The organism is Chitinophaga sp. CF118 (genome assembly GCF_900112615.1).
Taxonomy (GTDB): Bacteria; Bacteroidota; Bacteroidia; order Chitinophagales; family Chitinophagaceae; genus Chitinophaga.
Genome location: NZ_FOMK01000001.1, coordinates 901,502 through 921,528 on the forward strand (window position 1 = coordinate 901,502; position 20,027 = coordinate 921,528).

General features: G+C 43.6%; 17 protein-coding genes. 14 read left to right on the forward strand and 3 right to left on the reverse strand.

Going from position 1 to position 20,027, the window contains the following annotated elements:
• Positions 1–9: 9 nt before the first annotated feature.
• Positions 10–1,260: an efflux RND transporter periplasmic adaptor subunit gene (locus BM176_RS03500; protein WP_090099581.1), complete on the reverse strand. Its 1,251-nt coding sequence runs from the start codon at positions 1,258–1,260 to the stop codon at positions 10–12.
• 124 nt (positions 1,261–1,384) lie between these two features.
• Here BM176_RS03500 and BM176_RS03505 point away from each other — a divergent pair, with 124 nt between their 5' ends.
• Complete coding sequence (locus tag BM176_RS03505) at positions 1,385–2,548, forward strand: hypothetical protein (RefSeq protein ID WP_090101594.1); 1,164 nt, start codon at positions 1,385–1,387, stop codon at positions 2,546–2,548.
• 53 nt (positions 2,549–2,601) lie between these two features.
• Here BM176_RS03505 and BM176_RS03510 read toward each other — a convergent pair whose 3' ends face one another.
• Complete coding sequence (locus BM176_RS03510) at positions 2,602–3,888, reverse strand: ATP-binding response regulator (RefSeq protein ID WP_177230282.1); 1,287 nt, start codon at positions 3,886–3,888, stop codon at positions 2,602–2,604.
• 341 nt (positions 3,889–4,229) lie between these two features.
• Between BM176_RS03510 and BM176_RS03515 the strand changes: the two genes are divergently transcribed.
• The 8 genes from BM176_RS03515 (at position 4,230) to BM176_RS03550 (ending at position 13,402) form a co-directional block, all read left to right on the forward strand.
• Positions 4,230–6,362, forward strand: coding sequence for a M48 family metallopeptidase (locus BM176_RS03515; protein WP_090099585.1), 2,133 nt, complete (start codon positions 4,230–4,232; stop codon positions 6,360–6,362).
• Between the two features lie 70 nt (positions 6,363–6,432).
• On the forward strand, positions 6,433–8,301 hold the full coding sequence (locus BM176_RS03520) for a DNA polymerase III subunit gamma/tau (RefSeq protein ID WP_090099587.1): 1,869 nt from the start codon (positions 6,433–6,435) through the stop codon (positions 8,299–8,301).
• Between the two features lie 86 nt (positions 8,302–8,387).
• Positions 8,388–10,040: a pyruvate dehydrogenase complex dihydrolipoamide acetyltransferase gene (locus BM176_RS03525; protein ID WP_090099589.1), complete on the forward strand. Its 1,653-nt coding sequence runs from the start codon at positions 8,388–8,390 to the stop codon at positions 10,038–10,040.
• 150 nt (positions 10,041–10,190) lie between these two features.
• Positions 10,191–10,580 (forward strand): VOC family protein, encoded by a 390-nt coding sequence (locus BM176_RS03530; protein WP_090099591.1) that lies wholly within the window; start codon positions 10,191–10,193, stop codon positions 10,578–10,580.
• A gap of 265 nt (positions 10,581–10,845) precedes the next feature.
• On the forward strand, positions 10,846–11,352 hold the full coding sequence (locus BM176_RS03535; RefSeq protein ID WP_090099593.1) for a GbsR/MarR family transcriptional regulator: 507 nt from the start codon (positions 10,846–10,848) through the stop codon (positions 11,350–11,352).
• 61 nt (positions 11,353–11,413) lie between these two features.
• Positions 11,414–12,358: a TIGR01777 family oxidoreductase gene (locus BM176_RS03540; RefSeq protein ID WP_090099595.1), complete on the forward strand. Its 945-nt coding sequence runs from the start codon at positions 11,414–11,416 to the stop codon at positions 12,356–12,358.
• Between the two features lie 86 nt (positions 12,359–12,444).
• A complete protein-coding gene (locus tag BM176_RS03545) occupies positions 12,445–12,813 on the forward strand; it encodes a CoA-binding protein (RefSeq protein WP_090101596.1) in 369 nt (122 codons plus the stop codon).
• Positions 12,814–12,928: 115 nt separating this feature from the next.
• On the forward strand, positions 12,929–13,402 hold the full coding sequence (locus tag BM176_RS03550; protein WP_090101598.1) for a ribonuclease H-like YkuK family protein: 474 nt from the start codon (positions 12,929–12,931) through the stop codon (positions 13,400–13,402).
• Between the two features lie 118 nt (positions 13,403–13,520).
• On the opposite strand, the gene yihA is transcribed toward BM176_RS03550, so the two are convergent.
• A complete protein-coding gene (gene yihA / locus BM176_RS03555; protein WP_090099597.1) occupies positions 13,521–14,129 on the reverse strand; it encodes a ribosome biogenesis GTP-binding protein YihA/YsxC in 609 nt (202 codons plus the stop codon).
• 109 nt (positions 14,130–14,238) lie between these two features.
• Here yihA and ubiE point away from each other — a divergent pair, with 109 nt between their 5' ends.
• From ubiE to BM176_RS03580, 5 genes are read left to right on the forward strand one after another with little or no spacing between them, the layout of a single operon-like run.
• Complete coding sequence (gene ubiE / locus BM176_RS03560) at positions 14,239–14,973, forward strand: bifunctional demethylmenaquinone methyltransferase/2-methoxy-6-polyprenyl-1,4-benzoquinol methylase UbiE (protein ID WP_090099599.1); 735 nt, start codon at positions 14,239–14,241, stop codon at positions 14,971–14,973.
• 50 nt (positions 14,974–15,023) lie between these two features.
• Positions 15,024–15,647: a type IX secretion/gliding motility protein PorT/SprT gene (locus tag BM176_RS03565; RefSeq protein ID WP_090099601.1), complete on the forward strand. Its 624-nt coding sequence runs from the start codon at positions 15,024–15,026 to the stop codon at positions 15,645–15,647.
• Between the two features lie 25 nt (positions 15,648–15,672).
• Complete coding sequence (locus BM176_RS03570) at positions 15,673–17,019, forward strand: dihydroorotase (RefSeq protein WP_090099602.1); 1,347 nt, start codon at positions 15,673–15,675, stop codon at positions 17,017–17,019.
• A 53-nt stretch (positions 17,020–17,072) separates the two neighbouring features.
• Positions 17,073–18,401, forward strand: a complete 1,329-nt coding sequence (locus BM176_RS03575; RefSeq protein WP_090099604.1) for a MutS-related protein — start codon at positions 17,073–17,075, stop codon at positions 18,399–18,401.
• Between the two features lie 34 nt (positions 18,402–18,435).
• The gene (locus BM176_RS03580) at positions 18,436–19,977 is read left to right on the forward strand and encodes a YifB family Mg chelatase-like AAA ATPase (RefSeq protein WP_090099606.1); all 1,542 of its coding nucleotides are present in this window, start codon (positions 18,436–18,438) and stop codon (positions 19,975–19,977) included.
• The last annotated feature ends 50 nt before the right edge of the window (positions 19,978–20,027 follow it).

A 20,027-nucleotide genomic window follows, 5' to 3' on the forward strand; every position in this document is an offset into this window, starting at 1 on the left:
GTGCGGAGATTATTTTAACATCGTTATTTTCTTCTCCTTCGCCGTTTCAGGTAAGGACAGATACACTGTTGCTCCTTCTGCCAGTCCCTTTTCAACAATCACTTCTTCATCATTTGATTTACCCAGTTTCACTTCTTGCTTCTCGATACTATTGCCTTTTTTCATGTAGACGAAACTGGTATTACCTTCGGCGAATACAGCCTCCAGCGGAATGATAAGCTTACCGGGTATTTCATTCACCAGGATATTATTAGATGTTGTCATCCCTGGTTTCAGAATGGAATCCACCTTATTCAGTTTAATGTTTACCTCAAATACTTTAGCGGTTGCACCCGGGCGAGTTTCCCCTATATTCGCCACTGTTTTCACCACGCCCTCCATCTTCACTTCAGGGAAGGCATCCAGTCCCATTGTTACCTTTTGTTCTTTGTGAATCTTACTGATATCTACTTCGTTGATAAATACTTTTGAGAGCATGCTGGACAAATCCGGCAACATGGCCACACGCGGATCCCAGGGACGTACCACGGAGCCCGCTTTTTTCTTACCCCCGCTCATCCAGTCGTTTATATATACCAGTAGTCCGTTTTTGGGAGCCTTGATTACGAAGCGGTTTTTCAGTTCTTCCAGCTTGCCGATATTGGTGTTTAATACTTCTACTTCACGGGTAGCGGCCTGCATTTTAGAAGCTGCCTGTTGTTGTTTGATCTTGTAATTCTCCTTCATTTGTACGAAGTCGCGCTGAGATTTTTCCAGGTCTATTTCTGCCTGCCGGATAGTAGCCGGGGGTTCGTATTTACTAAGGTCCAGCGCCAGTTTTTTCTGTTCCATCTGGAATTGCAGGTTTGCCATCTGGTCGCGTGCTTCTCGTAAAGTGAGGGCTGTATCCAAAGATGTCTGTAATACACCGGCCCTGGCCTTTTCCAGTGCCAGTGCCATATCACCGATCTTTTTGTTAACAATAGAAGGATCGAGTGTAGCAATGTATTCGCCTTCTTTTACGTGTACGCCTTCTGCCACCATATCCTGGATCTTGATTTCTTCATAGATCTGGTTTGTCTGCAAGTCGGCAGGGGCAGAGATATAGACAGTATTTTCCGCCTGCAGTTCTCCTGAGTTACTGATCACATCACGGAAACTTCCTTTACGCACTTTTGCAGTAATACTATTGTCGGTTGTTTTATTTGTCAGGAAAAAATACAATATCAGGATTACAGGTATAACAAGGGCCAGCCAAAGCCACCTTCTGTTTTTAAACATAGCGGTATATGGGTTTATAGAAACTTAGGTTGTGTACGGTAACAATATAAAAGTATATGTCTAATTGAAAAATAAATGTTAAAACATTGGACAAACATTATTTTTACATTTCTAAATGATCCCTATGGAACTGGTAATTGTAAATAATGAACAAACAGCGCGGCAGTTTCTGGAAGTGCATGTGGCTTTAAACAAGCATATTCCCGGATGGATCCGTCCATTAGACAAGGATATAAAAGCTGTTTTTGATACTGAGAAGAACAAGGCCTTTCGTCATGGTGAATGTATCCGCTGGCTGCTGAAAAATGAGAAAGGTGAACTCATAGGGCGTATAGCCGCTTTTGTGAATAAGAAATATAAAACCAAAGGAGATGAACAGCCTACAGGTGGTGTTGGATTCTTTGACTGCATCAATGACCAGGCAGCCGCTAACCTGCTCCTGGATACGTCCAAAGCCTGGCTGGCAGAAAGAGGGATGGGCGCAATGGATGGTCCGATCAATTTTGGTGAGCGTGACCGCTGGTGGGGATTGCTGGTAGAAGGTTTTTATGAACCCCTCTACTGCATGAACTTTAATCCTCCTTATTATCAGCAACTGTTTGAAACCTATGGCTTCCAGGTATTCTTCAACCAGATCTGCTACTCTACAAGTGTAGACCATAACTTACAACCTAAATTCATTGAGCGGCATGCCAAGCTGTCCCAGGATCCCGGATATTCAGCCAGGTACATCAACAAGAAACACCTGGCTAAATATGCAGAAGACTTCTGTACCATATATAATAAGGCCTGGTCTAAACACGGTGGAGGCAAGGATATGACCAAACAGCAGGCCTACCTGATTTTTAAAACCATGGCACCGGCGATGGATGAAAAGATCGTATGGTTTCTCTATTATAATGAAGAGCCTATTGCCTGCTGGCTGAACCTCCCTGAACTGAACCAGTTCTTTAAGCATATGAACGGGAAGTTCGGACTGTTGCAAAAACTACAGTTCCTCTGGCTGAAAAAGATAGGAGCCTGCAAGAAGTTTGTTGGGATTGTATTTGGTGTTATACCTGAATTCCAGGGAAAAGGAGCAGATACATACATGATTGTAGAAGGAGCAAAAATTATTCAGAATAAATTACCGTATACTGAGTATGAAATGCAGTGGATAGGGGATTTTAATCCGAAGATGATGAACATTGCAGAGGGGCTGGGAACTAAGCGCAGTCGTAAACTTGCTACCTATAGATATTTGTTTAACAGAACCCAGGAGTTTAAAAGACATCCTATATTGGGATAAATATATGATCCCTGGCTCCTTCAGAGCCGGGGATTTTTTTTGCTATATTGTTTTTAGCTTTTGATCCGCTCTATCTCCTGTGAAGGATTATAAGGCAAATGTTGGATAATCACATTATAGATATCCCTTTCCCTGAAAGGTTTCAGCAGGTAACCATCAAAACCGACTTCCAGGAAAGCATCATTATCCTGTAAGGTAGTATCGGCAGTTAGGGCTAATACCGGAATATTCGCTTTTATAGTGTCTTTATCTGTACGGATCTTTTTTACCACCTCTATCCCACTCATGCGGGGCATTTGCAGATCCAGGAGGACCATATCATAATTATTGGCACAGAACAGGTCATAAGCCTCTTTGCCATCAGGAGCTTTATCGAAACGGCATTTCCAGCGGGTAAGAATCTTCTCTATTAATACCAGGTTCATTTCCTGATCGTCTGCCACCAATACATACCGGCCTTCCATAAAATGGCCTGTCATCTGTTCCACTTCCCTTTGTGTGATCAGCAGGGTTTGTGGAGCAAGAGCAATATTGTAAAGGATATTACAGGAAAAAGTACTGCCTGTACCGGGGATGCTATTTACATTGATGGATCCATTATGCAATTGGAGCAAGCCTTTTGTAATGGCAAGCCCCAAACCCGCCCCATTCACAGCGGCTGTATAAGGGATTCTTCTGCGGAGAAAATGTTCAAATATAAGAGGTAATGCATCAGCTGTAATGCCACGACCGGTATCAGTCACAATTATTTTCACTTCAGCTTTACCCTCTTCCAGTTTATGTACTATAGTTTTTATGGTAACGGCACCGCTATCGGTATACCTGATGGCATTATCTGCCAGATTGATCAGGATCTGTTTCAGGCGCATTAGATCTCCTGTTACCAGTAACTGACGGTTTCCTTCGTAAAAAGCATCAAACTGCAGTTGTTTTCTGGATGCCTGTGCCCGCATCATTACTATTATTTCGGAAAAAGCCTGGTATAAGGAGAAAGGTTGTTGCTCCAGCTGCAATTCTTTCTTTTCAATTCTGCTAAGATCCTGCACATTGTTCACCACCCTTACCAGCATACCTGCTGCTCTTTCTATAGTTTTCAGTAACTCCCGCTGATCTTTTTCCATGGAAGAGTGCCCCAGTTGTTCGCTGAAACCAATTACCGCATTGAGAGGCGTACGTATTTCCTGGTTGATATTGTTAAGAATGTCGATTCTTGTTTCTGCATGTTCCGCAATTATTGCATTCTTGCGCTGTAATTGCACTTTCAGGTTGCGGATCTTTATCAGCAGTAACAGGCATACAACAGCAACTACTCCAACAGTGATACCAGCATACAATGACATACCAGCAAACATTAAGAGAAGAAATGTACATGTGATTATTTTAAAAACAATCAGCTGGAACATTGTCAACATTTGAAGTTTAAAAAGCATTAGTGTTATGCACCTGGCACAACTAACGTGCCCAAGCCAGCAGTTAATATAAAAATATCGAAAGTTGGCGGCTTTTATTCATTTGATTATCATTATGATACCAGCGACTAATTTAGAGAAAACTGCTGAGATATACAATTATTTCCCCTGCTGCTCTTGCGCAGTAGTAATACAGAATGAACTAGTTATCACGCCAAAATAGGATTATATTTATCCTCTTTTGTTTCTACTTGTGCTAACCATGTATAACTATGTCCAACGTGTATCCTGCCGGTATTAAGCCAGCAGAGGGATCCTTCATGAAAACGTCTGCATTTTTCCGGAAACAGATGATAAAAATGGTGGGGGGAGTGTTGCTTTTTTTTCTTTCCTACTGTTTATTACTATCGCTTGCGGTTATATTAGCCCTGGGATGTATTGCAGGTGGCATATTGCTCATCATTCATGCACCACCTGATTATGCCAGATTTATTACTCTTGTTTTGGGCCTGGTAATGGTTACCCTGGGTATTTTGACAGTAATGTTTCTTATTAAGTTCCTGTTCAGGAGGCAGAAACCTGCCAATCCCTACAGGATAGAGATCTTTGTGGAGGAACATCCGCAGTTATTCGCATTTATCCGTCAAATTGCCGATGAAACAAAAACCAGGTTCCCCAAACGGGTATTCCTGATCCCGGACGTAAATGCCGGTGTCTTCTATAACTCCAGTTTCTTCAGCATGTTCTGGCCTTCAGATAAAAATCTTGAGATAGGAATAGGATTGATAAACAGTTTGAATATCAGTGAGTTCAAGATGGCACTGGCTCATGAATTCGGTCATTTTGCGCAACGCAGTATGGCACCTGGCAGCTATGTATATGTGTTGAATAAGGTGGTGTATAATATGTTGTACGAAAATGACAACTGGAATATGGCTATCATAAAATGGTCTGGCGCTGGTTTTGGCTTCATTAATATTCTCCTGACGAGAGTCACTCTTTACATTGCCAGGGGCATCCAGTTCCCACTGCGTAAAATGTATAATCTCCTGAACCGCCAGTATATGCTACTGTGCAGGGAAATAGAATACCATGCTGATTCAGTGGCGCTTTCAATCTGTGGTACACAAACAGCCATTTCCACGATGCGCAGAATGGAAATGAGTATTTTCTGTTTTGAGAACTGCTTACAGGAACTGCCCGGGCTGGCAGCAGAAAATCTGAAGTTCCTGAATATCTATGAGGCTCACATTGCCATGATCCGGTATTATGCCAGCCAGAACAATCTACCATTAGATGGAGAGCAGCTCCCACTGATTACAGACGACTATTTCAGGACTTTTTTAAGGAGCCGGGTGTTATTGAGAGATCAGGCAGCCTCCCACCCTACCCGCGAAGAAAGGGAGCGCCGGTATCTGGCAGCAGATATTCCCTCACAAACGATATCTGATAGTGCCTGGACTCTGTTCAATGACCGGGAACAGCTACAGGAAGGGATGTCCGCCCTTATTTACCAGCTTGAAGTACCCCACTCCGATCTATGTGAATGGTATACTACCCCCGATTTCATTGCAGACCTGGAAGTAAAGCAGTTGTTATATGCACTGCCCGCTGAGTTCCATGAATATTATAACAACCGGCCTTTCCCTGTAATAGATACAGATAACCTGGAGCCATTATCAGCAGCCACAATGGAGCAGCTTTCTTTTACCTCATTATATATCCCGGAAAACGGACTTCGCATACGCCGTTTTTTCCGTAACAGTCAGGATGCTGAAACATTACAGGCAATTGCTGATGGCGATATCCAAACCGGGTATTTTGAATTTGCAGGAGTACAACACCAGGCCTCGCATGCCCGGATTGAACTAAAAGAATTACAAAAAGAGCTTGAGCAGGATAGAGAATGGCTGGCAGCACAGGATCACATGGCCTTCCGGTATCATTATACAGTGGCCCTTTTGCAGGGACAGGAAGCTGCACATCAACTGGTGGAGCAATACCTGTTAGTATACCGGCATGAACAAAAAGCCTCCAGGTTGAGCGATATTGTAGTAAAGATCATGCATAGCATCAGTATTATTTTTGGTAGTAATGGCATCAGCGTCAGAAAATCCCTGCCCTTTTTTGAGACGTTACAGCAGGGAAGTAATGAATTGCGGGAATTCCTGGAAGAGCTTTCGGCAGACTCTATTGTTACCAGTTTATGGCAGCCATTATTACAGGCGCAGATTGCTCACTTTTTATCTCATCATTATATTTACCTGCTGGAAAATGAACCGGTAGAGGTAGAAATAGAGAACATACACGCCATCATTTCGGTAATACAGGAACATTATAATAACAGCATCCAGCTGATAAAAAAAGCTTTACTGGAAATGATGCTACCAGTATGGGATCAGTAGCATTTCCCTGTTGAGGGCTATCGTCTATGGACAATTTTCTGTACTTTCGGCCTTTGCGAATGAGTTGCATATGGAGAATTTTATCGTTTCTGCCCGTAAATACCGTCCACAGAATTTTTCGACCGTAGTAGGACAAGCACATATTACCACCACGCTTAAAAATGCTATCCGTAATAACCAACTGGCACATGCCTTTTTGTTTTGCGGACCGAGAGGGGTGGGTAAGACAACCTGTGCGCGTATCCTGGCCAAAACCATTAACTGCGAGAACCTGCAGCCTGATGGGGAAGCCTGTAACCAGTGTCATTCCTGCACCTCATTTAATGAAGGCAGTTCTTTTAACATTCACGAGCTGGATGCCGCATCCAATAACTCTGTTGATGATATCCGCACCCTGGTAGAGCAGGTACGTTTTGCTCCCCAGGCAGGCAAGTACAAGATCTATATAATAGATGAGGTACACATGCTCAGTTCTTCCGCTTTTAACGCGTTTCTGAAAACGTTGGAAGAGCCCCCCTCCTACGCTATCTTTATCCTGGCTACTACAGAAAAGCATAAGATCTTACCAACGATCCTGAGCCGGTGCCAGATCTTTGATTTTAAGCGTATTACCATCCAGGATACTGTAGATCACCTGCAGGAGATTTGTGGGAAGGAAAGTATTGAAGCAGAATCAGACGCTCTGCACCTGGTAGCCCAGAAAACGGACGGCTGTATGCGTGACTCACTGAGTACGCTGGATAAAATTGTAAGTTTTACCGGAGGTCATCTTACTTATCAGAATACACTGGAACATCTGAACATCCTGGATTACGATTACTTTTTTAAAGTAATGGAAGCAGTGATGGTACAGGATGTAGCCACTGCTCTCCTCATCTTTGATGAAATTCTGCAAAAAGGATTTGAGGGAGATAATTTCCTGAATGGCTGGGCAGAGTTTTTGCGTAACCTGTTGATGTGCAAGGAAGAAAAGGTGATGCACCTGGTAGAAGTATCAGGGAACCTGAAAGACCGTTACCGGCAGATGTCCGGCAAGGTGAGTCCTTCTTACCTGATTACCGCCCTGCATCTGCTGAATGAAACGGAGATCAATTACCGGATGGCGCGTAATAAACGCCTGCATGTGGAAATGGCACTGATAAAGCTGTGTTTTCTGCAACAGGCGGTGAACCTTGTGAGTGATGATCAAACCGGTGAGGTAGTAAAAAAAAAACTGGTAGCTGATGGTGCTGTACCTCAACGATTGAGGGCACCATTTGCACAGCTGGCCCCTGAAGTGAAGGCTACAGCCGGACAGCCGGCCACTACAGCCAGCATTGCTAACCAGGAAGCTCGTTTAACAATTGAGACACCCGTTCCTCCTCCAGCAAAGACGGCCACAGCACAACCCGCAGAGCAGCAACCTAAAATGGCCGGGGTAACGGCTATGAAGGATGCACTGGCAACGGCAATACCTAAGCCAACGCAACCCACTGTGCCACAGCCTAAAATGACCGGGCTGGCAGCTATGAAGGAAGCGCTGGCATCAAAACAGCAAACAAATCCGGTAAAGCAGGCCATTCCAATCACATTGGGAGCCTTGCATGTTTACTGGGAAGAATTCATAGACAGATTCCGGCAGGCTAACAAAATGACAGTCGTAAGTAATCTTCAGTTAGCGGCTATTTCACTGCCCGCACCTGAAGAAATAGCGATTACCAGTCGTAATATTGTGCAGTTCCGTTTTATGGAGGAAGAAAAGCTGGCGATTTCAGCTTTTTTCAAAGACAAATTTCATAACCTGGGGATTGTGCTGACTCTTCTGCTGGATGAGAGTCAGCAAGCCGTGGATATAGGCCCTGCACCACTTTCCAGCCGGGAACAATTCCAGAAGATGACGGAAAGTTACCCACTGGTAAAAGAGCTGAAGGACAGACTTAATCTTGAACTTGATTTTTAATACGGATATAGGAAGACATCTTCCGTAATCCGACTTTCACAATTCGCATTTCTTTTGTAGGTTTGAGCAAAATTTGGAAAAATACTATGGCAGAAGTTATCAGAATGCCCCTTTTGAGTGACACAATGACTGAAGGGGTGATCGCGGAATGGCATAAAAAGGTAGGAGATACCGTAAAAGCAGACGATGTAATTGCTGAGGTGGAAACTGATAAAGCCACCATGGAAGTGATGGGATATGTGGAGGGTACACTTTTATATATCGGAGTAGAGAAAGGTAAGGCTGCTAAAGTAAACGGAATAATAGCGATTGTAGGAAAGCCGGGTGAAGATTATAAATCTTTACTTGAAGGCGATAATAATAATGCAGCTGCTGCTCCTGCAAAGGAAGAAGCAAAACCTGCTGAGAAAAAGGAAACGGCTGCACCTGTAGCTGCAAGCAGTGGTGATAGCGCCGCTGTAGCAGAAGCGCTGAAGAATGCTACCGTTATCCGGATGCCGTTGCTGAGTGATACGATGACAGAAGGAAAGATCGTTGCCTGGAACAAAAAGGTAGGCGATACAGTGAAGAGTGACGACGTACTGGCTGAAGTAGAAACCGACAAGGCGACTATGGAAGTGATTGGTTATGCTGATGGTGAGCTGTTATATGTAGGTGTAAAAGAAGGTGATGCAGCGAAAGTAAATGGTATCATTGCCATTGTAGGTAAAAAAGGCACTAATGTAGACGCAATACTCGCCGCAGAAGGTAAACCAGCAGCTCCTGCTGCCGGTAAAGCAGAAGAGAAGCAAACAGCTACCCCTGTAGCATCTGCCGCTCCTTCAGCAACTCCTGAAACATCAGATAATGGTCGTGTAAAGGCCTCTCCTCTTGCTAAGAAACTGGCAGAAGAAAAGGGTATCGATATCAAACAGGTAACCGGTTCCGGCGACAGTGGCAGGATCATTAAGAAAGACATTGATAATTATGTACCTGCAGCGGCAGCGGCTACACAGCAACCTGCGAAAGCAGCCGGAGCACCGGAAGCGAAAGCAGCAGCGTTTGTTCCTGCAGGACAGGAAGGTCATACAGATATTCCGCTCACACAGATGCGTAAGGTAATTGCCAAACGCCTGAGTGAAAGTAAATTCACTGCTCCACACTTCTATCTGAAAATAGATGTGAACATGGATAAAGCAATGGATGCCCGCAAGGCAATTAATGAAATCTCTCCTGTAAAGGTTTCCTTTAATGATATGGTGATCAAAGCAGCTGCATTGGCATTGCGCCAGCATCCTGCTGTGAACAGCAGCTGGATGGGTGATTTTATCCGTCAGAACCATCATATACACATCGGTTCCGCTGTAGCAATTGAAGAAGGGCTTATAGTGCCAGTGATACGCTTTGCAGATCAGAAAACGCTCAGTCAGATAGCCAGTGAAGCGAAAGTACTGTACGATAAAGCAAAGAACAAGAAACTGCAGCCACAGGAATTTTCTGGTAACACCTTCAGCATTTCCAACCTGGGTATGTTAGGCATTGACGAATTCACTGCTATCATTAATCCTCCGGATTCTGCAATCCTTGCAGTAGGAAATATTAAAGAAACAGTGATCTCTGAAAAAGGTCAGTTCAAAGCAGTGAACATCATGAAGTTAACTCTGAGCTGCGACCACCGTAGTGTGGATGGAGCAGTAGGTGCCCGCTTCCTGGCAACACTGAAAAGCTACCTGGAGAACCCGGTAACAATGCTTGTATAGCAATTAAATGATCTTCTTGAATATAAGAACAGGCGTTTCGTTTTAAGCGGGACGCCTGTTTTATTTTATCCGGGTTATTACCGTCGCCGGATTTGGGATTTGCCATATTATTATTTAAATTTAGGTAGCCCCCCAAATAATAAACAACCAATGGTAATTCCTAAGAATGCATTAAACTGGTTTGAAATTCCTGTAAATGATTTTGACAGGGCAAGGAAATTCTACAGCCAGATATTTGACTATGAAATGCCAGAAAGCCACACAGGGTATAAAAGAATGGGCTTTTTTCTTTATGATCATAACAATGGTGGTGCAGGCGGTGCTATTGTACAGGGAACCGAATATCTTCCCAGTCAGCGAGGAACGCTCATTTACCTGCATGCTGGTGATGACCTGACGACTGTATTGAATCGTGTGGAAGATGCCGGCGGAAAAATAGAACTAGGGAAACGCGCAGTATCTGAAGAGCAGGATCTTGGCTACTACGCAATCATATTTGATACAGATAATAACAGAGTAGCCCTTCACTCCATGTATTGACCTATCTCCATTCCACATACTTTAGATAAATTCCTTTTCAGAATATATAGTTACCCCTTCTTTAACTGCAACAACAACAACAGGCTTTCTAATTATGTACATATAGGACTTTCCATAGGTTTCAAGCCTTGGGCTTGTAAAGTTGGATTCTAAACACGGAATTTTCGTATACTCAAAAGGATATCCCTTCCTAAAGAAACACTTAATCTCCCCTCATTCTTTCAATTACTTTTGAAAGTTCAGTAACTTTATATAACTTTGAGCTATGAAGTTAGCAGAGGCAAAAGCACAATTTATCCAAACCTGGGGATCCCTGGGTGCTCAGTGGGGTATTAACCGCACGATGGCCCAGATCCATGCGCTGCTGATGATCATGCCGGACCCTTTGAGTGCAGAAGATATTATGGCGGAGCTGAACATCTCCCGTGGTAATACCAACATGAATGTTCGGGAACTGATTAACTGGGGACTGGTAGAAAGAGTGTTGATCCCTGGTGAACGGAAGGAATATTTCAGTGCGGAGAAAGATATCTGGAAAGTGGCTACAGATATTGCCCGGGAAAGAAAACGCAGAGAACTGGATCCAATTATCAAAACACTGAACCAACTGCAGGAAGTAGAAGGCGATACCAAAGATAAACATGTGAAAGCCTTCAGAGACTCCATCCTGAACATCAACAAATTTGCACATCAGACAGATAAGACCATCAGCACTTTTATTAAATCAGAAGAAAGCTGGTTTTATGGCACATTGCTGAAGTTATTTAAGTGACCTTTTTTTTGCTTACACATTTCAATATTTATTGAAAGTTCTGAATACATACTCATTAATCATGGAAAACAGGAAGATCATTTTAGCCGGCGGTACAGGATTTATTGGTAATGGGCTGATAAAATACTTTGGTAAGAATAATGACATTATTATTCTTACCCGGCATCCTCTTGCAAGCTTTGGCCGTGTTAAATATGTTCAGTGGGATGGGAAAACTTTGCAGGGTTGGGAAAAATACCTTGAAAACGCAGATCTGTTGATCAACCTTGCCGGCAAAAGTGTGAACTGCCGGTATAATGAAAAGAACAAACAAGAGATCTTTGATAGCCGTACTGCTTCCACAAAGATATTGGGAGCCGCTATTAATATGCTGGAACATCCGCCAACATGTTGGATCAATGCAGGATCTGCTACAATTTACCGTCACGCTGAAGACCGCCCGATGGATGAGTATACCGGGGAAATGCAGAATGATTTTTCCGTACAGGTATGTAAACAATGGGAAGCTGCTTTTAATGGGACAAATACACCGCATACACGTAAGGCTATACTGCGTATTGCAATTACTCTTGGGGCGGATGGCGGAGTGATGATGCCTTACCTTAACATGGTAAAATTCGGATTGGGAGGACATCAGGGAAATGGCCGCCAGCGGTACAGCTGGGTGCATATTACAGATGTGTGCAGAATGATGGAATGGCTCTATGAACATCCGGAGCAGGAAGGAACTTTTAATTGCAGCTCTCCTAACCCCGTCACTAACCGGCAATTCATGGAGACGGTCCGGCAGACGGCTGGACAATCCTTTGGATTACCTACCGCTTCATGGATGCTGAGCATCGGCGGATGGCTCATTGGCACAGAAAAAGAATTATTGCTGAAAAGCCGTTGGGTAGTGCCTACCCGGGCATTGACAGCTGGTTTTACATTTAAATATCCGCAACTGCAACAGGCGGTGGAAGAAATTATTGGTCAGCTGCCAAGAAGGCGGTACCAGCTTTTTTAGTGTTTTCTGGTTTAATGTTTGCGTTTTAAGATTGAAGGAAGTGGGGCTGACCGATGTCAGCCCTACATTAATTTAAAAACATGATCATGAGTGACAAAAAGCTAACAGTCGTATTAGGCGCTTCGCCAAACCCTGGCAGATATAGTAACCTGGCGGTATCCCGATTGGTTGCCAAAGGACACCCGGTACTGGCAATAGGCAAACGAGACGGACAGATAGGCAATACCCCCATTATCAAAGCACATCCTCTTCCTGAAAATGTCGATACTGTTACACTTTATATGAATCCTACATTGCAACGGGAGTACTATGATTATATCTTCCAACTGCATCCCAAACGGATCATTTTTAACCCTGGGACAGAGAATGATGAACTGGCTGAACTGGCTGAAAGTAAGGGGATAAAGCCCATTGAAGCCTGTACACTTGTGATGCTGAGCAGCGGACAGTACTAATGATCTGAAATATTTTGTATATTCGGAGATAACAGATTCATAAGAAGGGCATTACCACCAAAGACCGGCATTAATGTAACTGCTAAGCCTATTCACTCTAATCATATATATCATGATGAAATGGAGAAGATTCAACGGCGAACCAATTCATTTGCCCATTAAGGAAGAGGTGCGTCAGGCTATTGTCCGGGAAACCGGAAGGGGCTTTCACCTTAAAGTGTGTATTGGCACGGACTCACAGGTTAAAGGTGCTGAAACAGAATTTGCTACGGTGATCGTTTTCCTGCGTGAAGGACATGGAGGTTTCATGTTCATTCACAATGAAAAAACACGCGATGTGTATTCCATCAAAGAGCGTATGCTCATAGAGGTGGCTAAAAGCATCGAAATTGCCTACGAACTCTGCGACATGTTCACCGACTACAATGTAGACATGGAAGTACATGCAGACATCAACACCAATCCCCAGTTTAAAAGTAACCTGGCTTTACGCGAAGCGATGGGTTATATACTGGGTATGGGCTTTGCCTTTAAAGCCAAACCAGATGCATTTGCCAGTAGTTGCTGTGCAGATAAAATGGTGAACTAGGGCAGAACACCTTACTACTCCCCCCAATTTTGGATGTGCTTCGCACCTCTGGTGGATTCTTTCCCCCCTAACTTTCCCCTTTTTTGCAGTATTGTAACCTTTAGACTATCTGCCACAACTAAGCTATTGCCCGGAACTGCATATTCATTTCATCAATAAATGTGAGGATTTTATCCCTTCCCATTTTCTTCTCTGTGCTGGTAACATAGTTGGCAGGCAGGAATTCCCATGTTTCCTTCAGTTTGTTCAGGAAAGCTTTGACATTACGGCTCACTTCCAGCTGTGTGGTTTTATCTGCTTTGGTAAATACCAGGCTAAAAGGAACGCGCCATTCTCCCAGCTGGTTTACGAAGTCCAGGTCTAATTTCTGAGGAGCATGACGACTATCTATTAATACAAATACGTTTACGAGGTTTTCACGTTTACGCAGGTAATCTTCTATCATCCGTTCCCACTTTTTCCGTTGTGCCTGGCTTACTTTGGCAAAGCCATAACCGGGAAGATCGACAATGTACCAGTCCTTATTGATGATAAAGTGATTGATTAACTGCGTTTTACCCGGCGTACCGGACGTTTTTGCCAACTTCTCATGGTTGGTCAGCATATTTATCAGTGAAGATTTACCCACATTAGAACGGCCTATAAAGGCATATTCCGGTAAAGTGGCTGGTGGACACTTATCATATTCCACATTACTGATAATATATTCTGCTGATTTAATAATCATAATCTAAGAGTATAATCCGGAAAGCCGAAAGCCTGCGGAAAGTTTTAAAATACAAAAGTACTCCTTATCCCCCTCACATTATCACATTTACACCCTAACTTTGCGGGCTATGTCAGATAAGAAGATAGTGCCATTTGCTACGTCAAATTTAAGCAAGAAGGAACAAATAGCGGAAATGTTCAATGACATTGCCTACCGCTACGATTTTTTAAACCATTTTATGTCCATGGGGATCGATATCCAGTGGCGTAAAAAAGCCTTAAAGAAATTAAAGGATCTGCATCCAAAAAAGATGCTGGATGTGGCCACCGGTACCGGAGATTTTGCCATTATGGCGCATAAGATGCTGCAACCCAATAGTATTGTAGGAATAGACATCTCTGAAGGTATGCTGAACCACGGACGTGAGAAGATCAGCAAACTCGGACTGGGGGATAAAATAACCCTTGAATTGGGCGACAGTGAAACAATAAGTTTTCCTGATAATACGTTTGATGCCATAACAGTGGCGTTTGGCGTGAGGAACTTTGAAAACCTGGAAAAAGGGCTTTCAGAAATGTTAAGAGTGCTGAAACCGGGAGGCAAACTGGTGATCCTGGAGTTCTCCAATCCTACTGTTTTTCCCATTAAACAATTATATAATTTATATTTTCGTTATATTACACCGCTGATTGGGAAATGGATTGCACGAAGCCAGGCCGCTTATAGCTACCTGCCAGAATCGGTAAAAGCATTCCCACAGGGTAAAGAAATGTGTAATATTTTAACTAATACCGGTTTCCAAGCAGTAACATGCAAAAAACTTACATTCGGCATCAGCTCTATTTATTGCGCATCCCGCTAGTACTACTGGTTATCTTATCGATTACCCATGGTGCGAAAGCGCAGACTGTCATGAACATGGAGGAACACGATGCCAAGCCCTATTACTTTGGGATCACTCTGGCAGGGAATAACTCCAATTTCAAGTTGTTTCATGATGAAATTTTTCTGAAACAGGACTCCATTATGGTGGCTGAACCGTTAAAGACCTTTGGCTTTAACCTGGGGCTGCTGGCAAATGTACGCCTGAGCGAATTTTTTGACCTCCGTCTGAATCCTCAGTTATTATTTGCCTCCAAAAATCTGTACTACAAGGAAAACTATCCCAGCCGTGAAACGGTGAAGAATATTGAGTCTATCCTCGTCAGCTTTCCTATACAGGTAAAATTCAAGTCGGACCGTATTGGTAACATGCGTGTATACACTATTGCCGGTTTGAAATATGACTATGACCTTGCTTCCAATGCACGGGCCCGCCGCGCAGAAGACCTTGTAAAGATCAGGGCAGGCGATTATGGTTATGAATTGGGCGCAGGATTTGAATTCTACTTCGAGAGCTTCATATTTTCTCCCGAATTCAAGATCAGCAATGGTATCGGCAATGTACATGTGAAAGATAAAAACCTCCGCTACTCCAATGTAATTGATAAACTGCAATCCCGGATGATTGTGTTTTCTATACATCTGGAAGGATAGAAGACAGTTTATTATCTTTGCGGTTATGCAGAACTACTTAATCCGCAATATATCCGTGGTGAATGAAGGCAAGACCACGGTACAGGACGTATACATCAAGAATGATCGTATCGAAAAGATAGCTCCCCAGCTACAGATCACTGAACAATACACTGAAATAAACGGGGAAGGTAAACACTTACTACCAGGCGTTATTGACGATCAGGTACATTTCCGCGAACCCGGCCTTACACATAAAGCCTCTATCTATACGGAAGCACGTGCAGCCGTAGCCGGTGGTACTACCAGCTTTATGGAAATGCCAAATACACAGCCCGCTGCCCTTACACAGCAATTACTGGAAGATAAGTACGCCATTGCGGCACAGCATTCTCTGGCGAACTATTCCTTCTTCATGGGCGTGGCCAATGATAATACAGAAGAAGTACTCCGGACAAATGAAAAGAAAGACCGCATCTGCGGTGTAAAAATATTTATGGGATCTTCTACCGGGAATATGCTGGTAGATAATTTCATTACGCTGGAACGGATCTTCTCTGGTAGTGAGCTGCTGATAGCAACACACTGCGAGGAAGAGAAGATCATCAAAGCCAACATGGAAAAATACAAACAGGAAGTGGGGGCAGATCACCTTACCGTAGCTTACCACCCGCTGATCCGCAATGAGGAGGCCTGTTTCGAGTCATCCCTGGTGGCTATCCAGTTTGCAAAAAAACATAACTCCCGCCTGCACATTCTGCACATTTCTACAGAGAAAGAATTACAACTGTTCAGTAATATGCTGCCACTGGCAGAAAAACGTATCACCGCAGAAGTATGTGTACATCATCTGTATTTTACCGCTGATGACTATACCCGCTACGGTAACCTGATAAAATGTAATCCGGCTATCAAAGCAGAGCATAACAAACACGGCTTGTGGAAGGGACTGCTGGACGACCGTCTGGATATCATTGCAACAGATCATGCGCCGCATACCTGGGAAGAAAAACAACAACCTTATTTACAAGCGCCATCCGGTGTACCACTGGTACAGCATAGCTTGCTGATGATGCTACAACATGTATCACTGGGTAATATTTCCCTGGAAAAAACAGTTGAGAAAATGAGTCATGCGCCTGCTATCTGTTTCCAGATAAAAGACAGAGGATATCTTCGGGAAGGCTATTTTGCTGACTGTGTAATCGTAGATCTGCAACAGGCGACTATGGTAGATAAAAGTAACGTACACTACAAATGCGGCTGGTCTCCTTTTGAGGAACATACCTTCCCTGCTGCTATTACACATACTTTTGTAAATGGCCACCTGGCATATGAAAACGGTACATTCCATGAATCAGTGAAAGGACAGCGTCTGCTCTTTTCCCGCTAACATTTGTGGAAATTGCGGCTTTCTACATCTATATTCACATAAAATACCTGTGCATGGAATTGGATAAAACAACCTACTATGATCTCTCCATTTTTAACCGTGAAGAAGAATATTCCCTTTTTCATAAACTGGACTTTACGACGACTACTGGTGGGAGGGATTATTTAAGGCAATTGTTTAGTACGCCGTTGAAAGATATTCCATCTATCGAACAAAGACAGCAAACCTTACAATATATCCTCCAGCAGGAAGACAGCTGGCCAACAGAGATCACCAACGGTACCATCGTGGTGATGGAAAACTACCTGGAAGCACAGATCGCCCCTATCAGTAATCCGGAAGGACTTTCCCTGCTGGTAAGTGCAGTACTTACCCGCACTATGTATGCTCCTGATTACGGCTTTATCCAGTTTTCCTTTACACAATTGCTGCATCTACTGAAAGGCTTCCGCGGACTGGTGCGCGGGTTTAATACAGATGCGACACCGAAGGTGTTAAAGCAATTATTAGACAGGGCGCATCACCTGCTCTATCAGAAAGAATTTAATGATATTATTGCGGCAGATGAACAGGGTGCGATCTCTTTTGTGCAGATTCTGCGCTATGATCATTACATCCGTAAAAAACACCGTAAAACCATTTCTGAACTGCTTGAGATTTATCTTAAGCTGGATGCATATTATGCGATGGCGAAAGCGGTGCGTCACTTCAATTTACAGTTTCCTGTTTTTGACGACCAGCCCAAACCTTTTGTGGAACTGGAAAAACTCTACCACCTCATCCTGCCCAAACCAGTATCGTATGATATTGCCTTAAAACCGCAATCTCATTTCCTGTTCCTGACAGGTGCGAATATGGCGGGCAAAACTACCTTTATCAAAGCTGTAGGAGTAGCCGTATTCCTGGCTCATATAGGCATGGGCGTACCAGCACAGCAAATGCGGCTGAGTTTTTTTAATGGTATCTTCAGTAATATCTCCGTAACCGATAACATCTTTAAAGGAGAAAGTTATTTCTTTAACGAAGTACAACGCATCAAGAATACAATCATAAAAATTAATGATAACAGGAAATGGCTGGTACTGATAGATGAAATGTTCAAAGGTACCAATGTGGAAGATGCCCGTAACTGCTCCCTGGCCGTGATCAACGGTTTGCTGCAAAGTACCAGCTGCCTCTTTATACTATCTACCCACCTGTATGAAATTGCGGATGATCTGGAAAAAGCACCTAATATCCGTTTCAAATATTTCGAATCTGAAGTGATAGATGATAATCTTTATTTCACCTACCAGCTGAAAGACGGTATTGCAAAAGAAAAGATCGGTTATCTGATATTAAAAAGAGAAAAAGTATTAGACCTCTTGAAAGAGATTAAATAAACTATGCTATCTTAGTAAGCATAATTTTTCATCCATGATTGTTAAAACCTTTGGCAGCGCCTTACAGGGCGTAGAAGCCATATCCATTGTTATTGAGATCAATGTAGCCACCAAAGGCACAAAATTTTATATTGTCGGGCTACCTGATAATGCCGTAAAGGAAAGTGAACGGCGCATAGAATCTGCTATTACCAATATAGGCTATCGTTTTCCCAGATTCAGAACTGTTGTGAATATGGCACCGGCAGATATCCGGAAAGCCGGTTCTGCTTACGACCTTCCCATCGCACTATGCCTCATTGCCGCTTCCGGACAAATAAACGGCGAACAATTACAACATTATACTATCATGGGCGAACTGTCTCTGGATGGTACCATACTGCCTGTAAGAGGCGCACTGCCGATGGCTATACAAGCAAAGCAGGAAGGTTTCAAAGGACTGATACTTCCGGCACAAAATGCCAGGGAAGCTGCTATGGTGGATAACCTGAACGTATATGGCGTAACTCACCTGAGCGAAGTGATTTCCTTTTTACTGGACCCAGCTTCCCTGCAACCCGTTGTGGTAAATACAAAAGATGAATTCTTCTCCGCCCAACACCATTTTGATATAGATTTTAATGATGTGAAGGGACAATATACCATCAAACGTGCAATGGAAATATCAGCTTCCGGCGGGCATAATGCGTTGCTGATCGGTCCTCCTGGTGCGGGTAAAACCATGCTCGCCAGAAGGCTGAGCACAATACTTCCGCCGTTAAGTCTTCAGGAGGCATTGGAAACGACCAAGATCCATTCTGTGGCAGGGAAGTTGCCGGCTCATGCCTCACTGATCACACAACGTCCTTTCCGATCGCCACACCATACTATCAGTGACACTGCATTGGTAGGTGGTGGTGTCATTCCCCAACCGGGCGAGATTTCCCTCGCGCATAACGGAGTCTTGTTTCTCGATGAACTGCCGGAGTTTCGTCGTAAGGCGCTGGAAGTAATGCGGCAGCCCATAGAAGAACGCAGGGTAACTATTTCAAGGGCGAAAATGTCAGTAGATTTCCCGGCGGGTTTTATGTTGATAGCGTCCATGAATCCATGCCCCTGCGGGTATTTTAATCATCCGGAAAAAGAGTGTACCTGTGCGGGAGGAGTGGTACAACGATACCTCAACAGAGTATCCGGTCCGCTGATGGATAGAATAGATCTTCATATAGAAGTTGCTCCGGTACCTGTTAATTCCCTGCTTGAACATACTACCGGAGAATCCAGTGAGGTCATCCGTCAACGGGTGATAGCAACAAGGGAAATACAGATTCAAAGGTTTGCTGCACACTCCGGGATTTACTGCAATGCACAAATGAGCAGTAAACTCTTACGGCTTTTTTGCACACTGGATAAGCCATCAGAAGATTTATTGCGGAATGCAATGAGCAAACTGAAGTTATCAGCAAGGGCGTATGACAGGATTCTTAAGGTAAGCCGGACGATAGCGGATATGAGTGGGTGTGAGCATATACAGCCCGTACACATTGGAGAAGCGATACAGTTCAGGAGTCTCGATAGAGAGAATTGGTGGGGGTAAATCTCCTGATTTAATTAATTACCATTTAAAACTTCAACAACTATTAGTGC